The sequence below is a fragment of the Psychrobacillus sp. FSL K6-4615 genome (assembly GCF_038008225.1).
Lineage (GTDB): Bacteria > Bacillota > Bacilli > Bacillales_A > Planococcaceae > Psychrobacillus > Psychrobacillus psychrotolerans.
Map to the genome: position 1 here is coordinate 544,131 of NZ_JBBOYQ010000001.1, position 12,063 is coordinate 556,193.

Below are 12,063 nucleotides of genomic sequence, written 5' to 3' on the forward strand. Positions count from 1 at the left end.
TTAGTCATGATCGATATTAGTTTTGTGACAACTAAAATCACAATATGATATAGTAGTAAGAAAACATATGAACGTATTTAATACTCACAGGAGGCAACAATTTTGTACATAGAATTTGTACTTTTTGCTATTTCAATACTTGTATCGCTTTTTCTATCAGGTAGTGAAACGGCGTTAATGACAGTTAATAGGACGAAGGTCCAGCTAAGAGCAGAACAAGGAGACAAAGAATCGGAGAAACTACTTGCACTGCTATCAAAGCCGGACCGTATGATCATTACTATCTTAGTAGGGAATACAATAGCCAATATAAGTATGGCTGTCATTTTAATATTAATCGCAGAACACTTTGCATGGCATATTGGCTGGTCAATCGCGATATTAACCGTCTTTATTATTTTATTTTGTGAAGTACTTCCTAAAACAATTGCCGCAACATTTTCGGATCGGGTTGTATATGTGGTGTCACCACTGATACGTTTCCTTGTTATCCTTTTACGTCCAATTACCGCGTTTATAGCTGAGATAACGAATCTATTTATTCGCATTGGTTCAAAAGGAGCAATAACAGAGACGACAATTACGAAAGAAGAGTTACTGTCGATGGTTGATCTTGCTTCAACCGACGGAACTTTTGAAGATGATGAATCAGAACGTATTAAAGGAATGCTGGATTTTCCGAATAAGGACGTTTCTGATGTTTTATCTACTCATAGAACAGAAGTAGTTGGTATTCCTATGGAAGCTACATATGAAGATGTTCGAGATACCATCTTGGAGCATCATTATACTAGGTATCCTGTGTATGACGATAGCTTAGATACTATTGTTGGTATGTTTTACTCTAAAAAGTTTATCGAATGGTCTATGGATACTTCTGTAGGGATTGATACATTTATCGATAAAGATCCATTATTTGTCGTACAAACTTTAAGTGTGGAGAAAGTATTTAAATTGATGCTGACTCGCAAAAAACATATGGCTGTTGTTTTAGATGAATATGGCGGAACACTTGGTATCGTCACGCATGAAGATTTAATAGAAGAAATGATAGGGCAAGAAATTGAAGATGAAACAGATAATGACGAAGAAATTCTTGTGCATGAGATGACAGAAAGCCGTATAGTCTGTGCAGGTAGAATGGAAATTGAAGAAGTCAATGCGCTATTCAACATTTCAATTGTGAATGAAAACGAAACGATAGGTGGCTTTGTCTTAGATCAGTTAGGCCATGTGCCAGAAGAGAATGAACAATTCGCCTATGAAAATCTAATGGTCGAGATTAATGAAATGGATCGTAGTCGCATAGTTAAATTGACAATTACAAAAAGAGAAGAAGTAACTGAACCGGAGACCGAAAAACAAGAGGATTAATCGCCTCTTGTTTTTTTGGCGTTATATAGCAAAGGTATTTTTTTCAGAAAAAGAGGACTTACCCTATTGAAAAGCGAATAGTTTTATTATATAGGGGGCGATAAGCATGAAATTAGGAGAAGCTCTAATAGTCCGATCAGATTACCAAAAGCGGATTGAACAGTTGAGAAATAGATTACTTCAAAATGCTAAAATACAAGAAGGGGAAACCCCGAACGAGGATCCTTATGAATTAACAAAAGAACTGAATCAAATATTTAGTAACTTAAAACAGCTTATAAAAAATATAAATCGGACCAATTTACTGACTACTTTTGGTGAGCAACAATCTCTTGCCGATGCCTTGACGGAACGAGACTTACTTGGTCAAGAAAGGAAGATATATAGTGCTTTACTGGATGTTGCTGCCATTCAACACGAAAGATACTCTAGAACCGAGATTAAATCTATCACAACAATCAATGTAAAAGATACGCAGAAATATGTGGATGAACTATCCCGAAAACATCGAATGTTGGATACTAAAATACAAGAAATTAATTGGCTTACTAATGTAATCGAATAGTCGAAAGTTGGTAGCGAAATGTTAAAGCGAGTACAAACCTTCCGACAGGTCAAGTCGGACTTACCGGCAGAGGTTTCGGGGTAACCTCGAGGTTCAACTCCTCATAATACAAGTTACACCCAGTACTGTCACACAAGTACAAGTTATCTGGAACAATTAACTACCGCGTACTGATTTTCATTTCGTGAGGGTGGATAAGGGGAACTTTTATAAGTTATGACTTTCATATGGCTCTTTGACTGCAGTTGAACTAGAGGAACTCTAGTTTTTCTACAGTCTTTTTCTGAGTTAACTAGTATTGGTTGAAGACGATTATGTAAAAAAGAGTGGAACAAAAGTAGAGTAGGGCCATGGATAGTTATTATCCTCCTAAATTGTGGCTTACACCTTTGTAATTCTTCTGAAAGAGAATACGATGGAGGGTAAGGTTAAAGTTTGGCATTATAGAGTTAACAAGAAAGAAAAGCCGAGCGGAGGAAATAACATGCAGGTTCAATTAGAAGAAATTTACGAGCAATATAACCGTTACATATATTATTTGTCATTGAAATTAACAAAAAATCAAACAGAAGCAGAAGACTTAATGCAAGAAGTTTGGGTAAAAGTCGTAAGATACGAATCTTATATGAAAGAAGTAGATCATGTCAAAGCATGGTTAACTACCATTTGTATGAATACATTTCGTGATCGCTATCGCAAACAAGTTAGACGTAGTAAATACGTAGCCAATCAGCCAGAACAATTGGATATTTCATTGCTGGACTTAATAGCAGCGGATGTTCTATCCGTTGAAGAGCAATTAGAAAAAGAAGATGTTGGTGAAATGATTCGATCTAAAGTAAGCGAATTGGATAGCATCTATCAAAAAACAGTTATGTATTTCTATGTACATCAATTTTCATTAATCGAAATTGCTGAAGTAATGAAAGTGTCCATTGGCACAGTAAAATCTAGACTATTCCGTGCTAAACAGCGTTTAAAGGAACTAATCATGAATGATGAATTTGCAAAAGATTCATTAGTACTTGCGTAGAAAGTAAGAGCCTTCCACTTTGGAAGGCTCAGACTGTAGACAAACTTAATTTTAGATGTATAAAGTTGAATACTAAACTTGGCAATGCCCACCACTTCGCTTTCCGTGGGCTTGGGTTCAGCCTCCTCGTCACTACTAAAAACATATGCTCCTGCGGTTACTCGTCGCAAAGACATTGGTCAAACAAAGTTCGACCAATGTCTTTCCTGCGGGGTCTTCAGCTCAAGCTATTCCCACAGGAGTCTTCGTGGTGGACCTTGCCTTATAAACAGTTCCAATAGAGTATTCAATATCTTACTTTTAATAGGATGAATAAAACCCTTATGAATATTTATTATACCTTTGTCGTCAAACTGAGCCTTCCACTTTGGAAGGTTTTTTTAAAACAATGTGCATAGGCTAAACATATTTTTTAGAATGAATAATTACTGATTTTGTTTCAACGCCTTTCATGTTTCGAAGCTAGAGTAGCGATGTGGAATCAGGTGGAAGCCAGTATACTTTCTCTAGTTATCCAAAATTGCACTTATCTGTTTCTAAGGGTTGAAGAAGGCGTAGGAGAGACAAACGCCACAAAAATACTGAAAAAAGGATGCTGTTGGTTGTGATCGATGTCACAACCAACAGCATCCTAAAAAATGTATTCGGTAATAATATAGCAAAACGTTACTCTTTAATAACTTCTTTACCAGTAGAGAACCATTCTTCCACGTTCCATACTTTTGTAACAAGCCCCTCATAAAATTCAGGTTCATGGCTTACTAGTACAATTGTCCCTTTGAATTCTTTCATAGCTCGTTTTAACTCTTCTTTCGCATGAATATCCAGATGGTTGGTCGGCTCATCAAAGATTAACCAGTTTGTTTCTTCCATCATTAATTTACATAGACGAACTTTAGCTTGCTCGCCACCACTTAAACTTGAAAGGGGACGAGAGATATGATCGCTTTTTAGTCCAGTTCGAGCTAAAGCACCACGTACCTGTGCTTGTCCCATGCTTGGGTATGTTTCCCAAATAGCTTCAATCGGTGTGATATCTCCAGCTTTTACTTCCTGTTCGAAATAACAAGGGGTTAAAAAGTCGCCACGTGTTACTTTTCCGTTTAAAGGAGGTATTTTTCCAAGAATTGTTTTAAGCAAAGTCGATTTACCGACTCCGTTCATTCCGACTAAGGCAATTTTTTCCCCACGCTCAATGGAAAAAGTCAATGGAGGTAGTAAAGCCTTGTCGTAACCGATTTCCAAATGCTCTGCTTCTACAACATAGCGACTAGGGCTACGAGATTCCTTGAAACTAAACTCTGGTTTAGCTGCCGTTTCTGGGCGGTCAATTCGTTCTATTCGATCCAGTTGTTTCTGACGAGATTTTGCTCGTCCAGTCGTAGAGTATCGTGCTTTGTTCTTGGCGATAAAATCTTCTTGTTTTTTAATGAAATCCTGCTGCTTTTCATAAGCATCAATATGCTGTCTTTTGTTTAGTTCAGCAAGCTCTAAGAATTTCTCATAAGATGCGGTGTATCTTGTCAGTTTCGAAAATTCTAGCTGGAAGATAACGCCTACGATACCATTCATAAATTCAGTATCATGGGATATCAATAAAAATGCGTGTGGATAGTTTTTCAAATAATTGGAAAGCCAGTTTACATGCTCTTCATCTAAATAGTTGGTAGGCTCATCCAATAGCAAAACTTTAGGTTTTTCTAATAATAGCTTCGCAAGTAAAACCTTTGTACGCTGACCACCAGAAAGTGCTTCAACTGGTCGATCCAAACCAACAGCATCTAACCCAAGACCTCTAGCAACCTCTTCTATCTTCATATCTAACGAATAAAAGTCACCAGCATCTAAAGCATCTTGAATGTCCGCCATTTGCTCTAATAACACTTCAAGCTCCTCGGGAGTAGCTTCTGCCATTTTTCCAATAATTTCGTTTAACTCTGCTTCTTTTTTATAAAGCGGTAAATAAGCATCGCGTAGTGTATCAAACATCGTACGTCCTGGTTGTAGACGAGTATGCTGATCTAAGTATCCGTAATGGGTACCTGGCAGCCATTCTACACGTCCTTCGTCATGAATGATTTCACCTGTTAATATATTCATTAATGTTGATTTTCCAACACCATTGGCACCTACAAGTCCAACATGCTCACCCTCGACTAAGCGAAATGAAACATCCTTAAATAGGGTACGATCTCCGAATGTATGTCCTAAATTTTCTACTAATAAGCTCATGTATCTATTTCCTCCAAAAAGAAAGCTCTGCGGATTATAATAATTCCGCGAGCTGTTTGTTTAGTTCTGCAAGTTTTTCTTCCATTGTTGCTAGTCTACGTTCAGCATTTTCAACTTGAGTAGGATGGCCATTTGACTCTAACTTTTCCATATCACCTTGCAAGTTAATATAGTCCAATTTTAGCTCAGCAATTTCTGATTGTAGCTGTGATTTTGTCATCATCGATCACCTTCAGTATTTTGCATTTATTGTAGCATAAAAAAGGACCTAGCGTACGATTTCTTGTTCCTCTTTCGAACTTGCAATGGTTTGTTCAATCAGTTTGACTAATTCTACTAAGTTATTACTAAAATCAAACCGTTTCTGCTTTTGTATAAAGGCGTTTCTTCTATTATCATGAAGGATAATTTCCATCACCGCATTTTGAAGGTAAGATTGTTTTATCTTTCTACCAAGTCCTAGGTTTGCGAAGCCATGTCCTTCCTGAGGGAACGCGTAGTTAACTTCATCTTCGTGTGCACAAAGAACGATGCAAGGAATTTGAAATTGGGCAACTAGGAATGGCATATATGTTCCGGAAGTTATTACTATATCACCGTTTGGAAGGAATGATTCAGGTTCTGACGTAGAGATAATTTTTATCGATTTGCGTGTAAGTGCAAATCGTTTCAGTTCGAGTATATCATGCTTGTAATGTTCGTCCACTAATACGCTAATCTGAAGTGGAATATGAAGTTGTACAAGATGTCTTAAAGTTCGGTAAGTTAAATTTTCGGGATCTTCATGTGGAAAACTTACGATTATATGCGGGGGATCCTGTATCGTGTTATTATTTTTATTATAGACCGTTTTTTTGGTTGGAATATAGCCAAGAGGACCAAATACATATTGCTCTTTCGTTAAGTCCTTCGGATTTTCATACAATGATTGAATAACAAGATCAGCCAATGTCCCACCATCTCCATGGTCATCCAAATGAATAAGCGTGCTATTGAACATTTTTAAACGACGGATAAGATCCTTTTCCGAATTTCCACCATCATGCATAATACAAGTAGGATCAAAAACTTTCATTTCCTCGATTAGGTGTGAATTATTTCTATACAAAAGAGGTTGGATTTGCTGTTTTTTTAAATATTGAATGAGGCTTGTATTAGAGTTATGCACAAAAATTTCGAAGTTAGTTGGTTTTAATGAAGAAAGTAATGCTACTGCACGATCAGCAGGATAAAGTCCTCGATGTGGCAGTGTATTTAATATATAAGCTAGTTTCATATTACATCTTCCTTTCCAATAGTTATCTTTTAAGTGTATGGAAATGGACAGGGGCTTATGACAAAAGGGGGGAAGTAAAATGGCTAAAAGAGTGGCTATAGTAGTAGGTGCTACTGGTTTTACTGGAAAATTATTAGTAAAACAACTATGTGAAAGTGAAGAATATGCTGCAGTATCAGTAATAGTAAGAAGAGATTTTACTTATAAGCATGCCAAACTTGATGTGCAGGTTAAGGATTTTGATAAATTAGAAGAAAGCGATTTAGATATTGCAGATGATCTATTTTGCTGTCTAGGTACCACGATGAAAAAAGCTAAGTCAAAAGAAAATTTTGAACGAGTAGATTTAGAATATCCATTAAGAATTGCTTCGTTAGCCAAAAAACGTGGGATTCCAAATTTTCACGTTATCTCGGCGATCGGCTCCAGTAAAAAGTCCCCTTTTTTCTATAGTCAAGTGAAGGGCAGAATGGAGGAGGGGTTATTAGCAATAGACCTACCGCATCTGTTCATTTATAGACCTTCGTTGCTTACTGGAAATCGAGGAGAATTTCGTTTAGGGGAGCGCCTATCAGAAGGTGTTTTCAAACTTTTAAATCCTCTTTTAATAGGGCCGTTTAAAAGACTTCGCTCTATTCAAGGGGAACAGCTCGCTTTTGCGATGTACCATTATGCATTACATAATACAAAGAATAGTGTAAACGTCTATAAACCACTGGACATTTTAAATGCCAAGCCATTTGAGACAGTGGAAGTAGAGCCTATTTCACGAGAAGAGTTGTTTAATTGGGATAATCGAGAGGATATTTTTGTTGATAAAGATACTTCGAAAGATTAAGATTTCTGAAAAAAATTAAAATTTCCGAAAGCGTCATAACCTCTCCGTCAAAAGGATGAACTTTGATAAATTGGTTCTCATTTTACAATTCTAGCGTCTTTTTTTGATACAATAAAGGACGAATAAGGAGGTTTTTGTAATATGAAAATTCTACTCGTAGACGGAACGGTAATTGGTACGAAAACTGGTGTGATCTTAGAACAAGTGAAGGACTATATAGAAGAAGTCAATTCAGAGTACACTTTAGAAATTATTCGCCTTTCAAATTATGAGCATCAGTTTGTAGATGGACGTCCCTTTGAAAACTACAATGATGATATGAAACTATTGGTGAGTAAATTTGACCAAGCAGATGGTTTTATTATCGCATCACCTATTTTCCAAGGTTCTATACCAGGAGTGCTGAAAAATACCTTTGATTTTCTTCACCCCAAATCCATGCGTTATAAACCAGTATCAATCGTTGCCAATGGTGGAACATACCAACATCATCTTGTCATAGAAAATCAGCTCAAACCAATTTTAGATTATTTTAGATGCCTAGTAACACCTAATTATGTTTACACACATAAGAGTCATTTTGATGAAAACAATGTCATTATCGATAATGACGTACATGATCGTTTAAGAGAGCTTGCTCGTGTATTTGTTCAATACGCAGAAATGAGCAAAAACCTTTCTAAGGAACCGATGGATGTCCACTAAAAATGTAAGATGTCTCTGTAAATAGAGATGTCTTTTTTTATGGCCATTATTTATCCTTCAATAAAAATTATATTCAAATGAACTATATTGGCTTTGCGATGTCTAATATGTATAGCAGACAAGGGGGTGACTGAGTGGAGACAAATGAAATTGCTAGGAAAGCCATTAAAGGCGATGACGAGGCTTTCTTACAGATAATGCAATTATATAAAGATACATTATATCGAACAGCTTATGCATTTTTAAAGAATGAACATGATGCACTGGAAGCAATGCAGGAAGTAACCTTTCGAGCATATCAAAAAATACATACATTGAAAGAACCAACCTATATGAAAACATGGTTAGTAAGAATTATGATGAACTATTGCCAGGATCAGTTGAAGAAAAAGAAAAGGGATAGTCCAAGTGAAATCCTAGAGACGATAGGATATAAGGAAGATACTACCTACCTAGAAATGAACGAAGCAATTGCATCCCTATCAACTGCTGACCAACAGTTAATATTCCTGAAATATTTTCAAAATACTAAAATTAAAGAAATTGCAAAACTAGAAAGAATCCCAGAGGGAACTGTTAAGTCGAGGCTTCATAAAGCACTTAAGTCACTTAGAAATTTCCTATCAGAGAAGGGAGATGCTGGCCATGTATGAAAAAGAAGAAGACATGTTAGACATAACAAAAAAGAAGCTAGAGCAAGTGGTTGTACCTGATCAACTCGTAAATACTGCAATTCAACGGGGAATAATACAAGCGAAAGCTAAAAGAAGAAAACGCAAAAAAACACTATGGGCTTTTTCTGTTGCAGCAATTCTGATACTAACCTTTGTGACATCCATTCGTGTATCACCATCATTTGCTAGTGCAATTTCAACAATACCAGGAATGGAGAGTTTCGTGCATCTCCTTCATTTGGACAGAGGAATGAAAGCAATCGTCGAGAATGATTATTATGAGGCCATTGGTATTGCTCAAGTTAAAGATAATATAACTTTTACCGTAGATGGAATTATTATTGATGAAACAGGAGCGGAAGTTTTTTATACATTAGAAGCTCCGCACTCACTAGAGAATATAGATTATGAGAATATCAAGTTTTTAAATAATAGTCAGGAGCTATTAGCAGCTATCAGTTATGATCCACCAGACCAAGAAACTGGAAATAGAAAAGAAGGTACATTTAGTTTTGTTTTTAGTGATATAAAACAATTATCAAGTATGAATTTTGAACTTCAATTGGAAGCAGAACAAGTTAATAAGACAACGGTTTTTAAGGTGCCATTTACACTAAAAAAAGAAATTAAGTCAGGGAAAATATATACATTAAATAAAACTGTTGAGATGGATGGTCAACGAATTGAAGTTAAAAAGATAAAGGTATACCCATTAAGAGTAGCCCTTGTATTAGAATTTGATGAAGAAAATGATATGAAAATATTGCAGTTTGAGGATATGCGATTAGAGGATGAAAACGGAGAAGTATGGAGTTCCATTCAAAATGGTATAACTAGCTTCGGTGAAAATGAAAATAAAGAAAATACGTATTTTTTAGAAAGTAACTATTTTAAGGAGCCTAAAGAGCTGTATTTAAAATTTGAAACGGTGCAAGCACTCCTTAAAGAGGAAAGCTATTTACTCGTAGACTTTGCAAAAAAGGAAATCATTGAACAGCCATCCGATAGAAAAATGGAAATATCAAATGTTGGTAGTAATACAATTGAACTGAAATATAGACCTATAAGAGAGAATCATATGTATTCTCTATTTTCTCAAGGGGAAAATGCTAAAGGTGAGATAATTGATATACCAAGGGAAAGCAATTGGGGAGACCAGGATGAACAATTTACAGAAGTAACTATAGATGCAAATAGCATTATTAACCCAGTTAAAATAGAGTTCGTTGCTTATCCCAATTACTTAAATGGGTCTGTTTCGCTCCAAGTAAAATAGGTGGTTGGATATAGAGATTGGATAGGTAATAATAACAGGTGAAGAAAACATGCTTTTTCTTCACCTGTTTATTAGTTATTTATTAAGTAAGTTTGTTCAAATTCTTCGAGAGAAACAGGCTTAGAGAAATAGTAACCTTGAAAATATGTAAGACCAAGGCTATTCAAGTAATCGACCTGCTCTTTTGTTTCTACACCCTCTGCAAGAACATCGCATTTTAATCCTTTGGCAAGATTCATAAATGTATGTAATATAAGCTCTGCATTGGTTTCTTTACCGATTTTATCCACAAAATACTTGTCGATTTTCAATTTATCGATTGGAAAATCGACAAGATCTGCTAACTTAGAATACCCCGTTCCAAAATCATCTAAGGATAAGCGGATTCCATATTTTCGACAAAAGGCAATATTACTTAATATATTTTGGTCGGTGTCTAAATTAGCATTCTCAGTAATTTCGATATCTACCATCTGTGGTGGAATATTATAAAACTGAATAAAGTGAATTAAATCATTAAAAAATTGCCTGTTTCCAAGTAGCTTCGGAGTAATATTAATAGCTACTGGCTTATTAAAACCATAGTCCTGGATCCATTTAGAAACTTTGGAAAACACCTCGCAGATCAAATACTTTGTGAGTTCCTCTATTCTTCCACTATTATCAGCAATTCCAATAAACTCTGGAGGAGTAATATAGCCGTACTTAGGATGAATCCAACGAGTGAGCACCTCTACGCCGATTACTTCATTATTTGTAGAATCGAATTGAGGTTGCACAACAAAGTGAATCGCAGTATCTTTTAGATTCCCGTGTAACTCATTTTCAATATGGACCTTACGTTCTATCTCCTCAATCATCGAGTATTCAAAGAAACTGAAGTTATTAATACTTCGTTTTTTGGAAGTATACATAGCAACATTAGCGTAACGAAATAGTAAATCGGTATTAGACGCATCCTGAGGATATCTAGAAATTCCAATGCTTAGACTTAACGGAATAGAAGGTACTGATTTGGATTCAGAAATTTCTTGGAAGTCTTGAACCAGTTTATTTGCAATAATACTTAATTTTTCTTTATCTACTTCATCTGTGAAAATAACAAACTCATCGCCACCCACTCGGGAGACTACCTTGTCTACTTTGATGGTTTGGTTAAAAAAATTAGCCATTTCCACAAGAATTGCATCCCCGCGTGTATGCCCATACATATCATTTATCAATTTAAAGCCATCTAAATCTATATAAAAAAATGAAAAAGGCTCACCGTTTTTTATTTTACGCTGTAGGAGGTCATAGGTCATTCTACGATTGGGTAAATGTGTTAAAAAGTCAAAATAAGCTAAATTCCTTAAATCTTTTTCAATATTTTTTCTTTCGGCTATATGATGGAAAAAAACAGACAAACCACCTTCTGCTATTGGATAAGCTTTAACCTCGAACCAAGTTGGTATTGATGGGATGAAAATTTCTTGTTGTCGAGTTTCCTGTTCTAACATTACTTGTTGAAGAAAAGGGAAAAATTCTGTCTCTAACAAAGAAGGGCTCTCGGTACTTTTATAGTTAAAGCTTGGAAGTACTTGGCTTAGTAGGGTTTTTCCATACTCATTTATGTATGTAATATTCCAACTTTTATCGACTGAAAAGAAAGCATCTGTCATACTTTCTAAAATATTCTTCATCTCTGAGACTACTTCTTGCTTATATGCTGAGTAAATAATAATTGCACCTACTCGATTGGAAGAGAGGGTCAATTTGTACGTACGAAATAAATAGTAATAATGCTTTTGTTCTATAGAAACTGTAAACTTCTTTTGAAATTCATCTGTATCTCCACGCAGTATTTGTTGAATATAATCCAATTGCTCGTAATTCTGTGTTGACTCTAATAAGTCCGTGAAGTTTGAGTTCTTAACAATTAGAGGAACAAATTTATTCACTGTTTCAATCTTTTTCCACGCACTATTCATGTTTATTATGTTGCCAGTATCGTCCAGTACAATGATTAAATCTTCTGAGGTATTTAATATTGTACTATTTAAGGGGACAGCTATATCCAACTATTTCACCTCATAAGTTCAGTGTTATTA

11 protein-coding genes are annotated in these 12,063 nt (G+C 35.6%); 7 read left to right on the top strand and 4 right to left on the bottom strand.

All coding sequences use genetic code 11. The features are described from left to right. Nucleotides 1–102: 102 nt before the first annotated feature. From MKX53_RS02660 to MKX53_RS02670, 3 genes are all read left to right on the top strand, one after another. Entirely contained in the window at nt 103–1,374 is a 1,272-nt protein-coding gene (locus MKX53_RS02660; RefSeq protein WP_340908858.1) for a hemolysin family protein, read from the top strand. A gap of 106 nt (nt 1,375–1,480) precedes the next feature. Beyond that, nucleotides 1,481–1,939, top strand: coding sequence for a DIP1984 family protein (locus MKX53_RS02665; protein WP_340908860.1), 459 nt, complete (start codon nt 1,481–1,483; stop codon nt 1,937–1,939). A 484-nt stretch (nt 1,940–2,423) separates the two neighbouring features. Then, nucleotides 2,424–2,972 (top strand): RNA polymerase sigma factor, encoded by a 549-nt coding sequence (locus MKX53_RS02670; RefSeq protein WP_093535899.1) that lies wholly within the window; start codon nt 2,424–2,426, stop codon nt 2,970–2,972. Nucleotides 2,973–3,638: 666 nt separating this feature from the next. Here MKX53_RS02670 and MKX53_RS02675 read toward each other — a convergent pair. Genes MKX53_RS02675 through MKX53_RS02685 form a run of 3 tightly spaced genes read right to left on the bottom strand, consistent with a single transcriptional unit; the run spans nt 3,639 to nt 6,480 of the window. Then, nucleotides 3,639–5,204: an ABC-F family ATP-binding cassette domain-containing protein gene (locus tag MKX53_RS02675; RefSeq protein WP_093535897.1), complete on the bottom strand. Its 1,566-nt coding sequence runs from the start codon at nt 5,202–5,204 to the stop codon at nt 3,639–3,641. Between the two features lie 34 nt (nt 5,205–5,238). Further along, complete coding sequence (locus tag MKX53_RS02680; RefSeq protein WP_175496208.1) at nt 5,239–5,427, bottom strand: SE1832 family protein; 189 nt, start codon at nt 5,425–5,427, stop codon at nt 5,239–5,241. A gap of 45 nt (nt 5,428–5,472) precedes the next feature. After that, the gene (locus tag MKX53_RS02685; protein ID WP_340908862.1) at nt 5,473–6,480 is read right to left on the bottom strand and encodes a hypothetical protein; all 1,008 of its coding nucleotides are present in this window, start codon (nt 6,478–6,480) and stop codon (nt 5,473–5,475) included. A 79-nt stretch (nt 6,481–6,559) separates the two neighbouring features. Between MKX53_RS02685 and MKX53_RS02690 the strand changes: the two genes are divergently transcribed. From MKX53_RS02690 to MKX53_RS02705, 4 genes are all read left to right on the top strand, one after another. Then, on the top strand, nt 6,560–7,318 hold the full coding sequence (locus MKX53_RS02690) for an NAD(P)H-binding protein (protein WP_340908863.1): 759 nt from the start codon (nt 6,560–6,562) through the stop codon (nt 7,316–7,318). Nucleotides 7,319–7,459: 141 nt separating this feature from the next. Further along, nucleotides 7,460–8,023, top strand: coding sequence for an NADPH-dependent FMN reductase (locus tag MKX53_RS02695; RefSeq protein WP_340908864.1), 564 nt, complete (start codon nt 7,460–7,462; stop codon nt 8,021–8,023). A gap of 134 nt (nt 8,024–8,157) precedes the next feature. Continuing rightward, nucleotides 8,158–8,676, top strand: coding sequence for a sigma-70 family RNA polymerase sigma factor (locus tag MKX53_RS02700; RefSeq protein WP_340908867.1), 519 nt, complete (start codon nt 8,158–8,160; stop codon nt 8,674–8,676). After that, nucleotides 8,669–9,973: a DUF4179 domain-containing protein gene (locus MKX53_RS02705; protein ID WP_340908868.1), complete on the top strand. Its 1,305-nt coding sequence runs from the start codon at nt 8,669–8,671 to the stop codon at nt 9,971–9,973. Before MKX53_RS02700 ends, MKX53_RS02705 begins: the two co-directional genes overlap by 8 nt. Before the next feature lie 71 nt (nt 9,974–10,044). Here the strand turns inward: MKX53_RS02705 and MKX53_RS02710 are convergent, their stop codons facing one another. After that, nucleotides 10,045–12,033, bottom strand: a complete 1,989-nt coding sequence (locus tag MKX53_RS02710; protein ID WP_340908869.1) for a bifunctional diguanylate cyclase/phosphodiesterase — start codon at nt 12,031–12,033, stop codon at nt 10,045–10,047. Nucleotides 12,034–12,063: the final 30 nt, after the last annotated feature.

Bases quoted from the DNA above. Each gene is read 5' to 3' on its own strand.
- MKX53_RS02665 (WP_340908860.1), top strand. From the start codon at position 1,481: ATGAAATTAGGAGAAGCTCTAATAGTCCGATCAGATTACCAAAAGCGG.
- MKX53_RS02670 (WP_093535899.1), top strand. From the start codon at position 2,424: ATGCAGGTTCAATTAGAAGAAATTTACGAGCAATATAACCGTTACATA.
- MKX53_RS02675 (WP_093535897.1), bottom strand. From the start codon at position 5,204: ATGAGCTTATTAGTAGAAAATTTAGGACATACATTCGGAGATCGTACC.
- MKX53_RS02680 (WP_175496208.1), bottom strand. From the start codon at position 5,427: ATGATGACAAAATCACAGCTACAATCAGAAATTGCTGAGCTAAAATTG.
- MKX53_RS02685 (WP_340908862.1), bottom strand. From the start codon at position 6,480: ATGAAACTAGCTTATATATTAAATACACTGCCACATCGAGGACTTTAT.
- MKX53_RS02690 (WP_340908863.1), top strand. From the start codon at position 6,560: ATGGCTAAAAGAGTGGCTATAGTAGTAGGTGCTACTGGTTTTACTGGA.
- MKX53_RS02695 (WP_340908864.1), top strand. From the start codon at position 7,460: ATGAAAATTCTACTCGTAGACGGAACGGTAATTGGTACGAAAACTGGT.
- MKX53_RS02705 (WP_340908868.1), top strand. From the start codon at position 8,669: ATGTATGAAAAAGAAGAAGACATGTTAGACATAACAAAAAAGAAGCTA.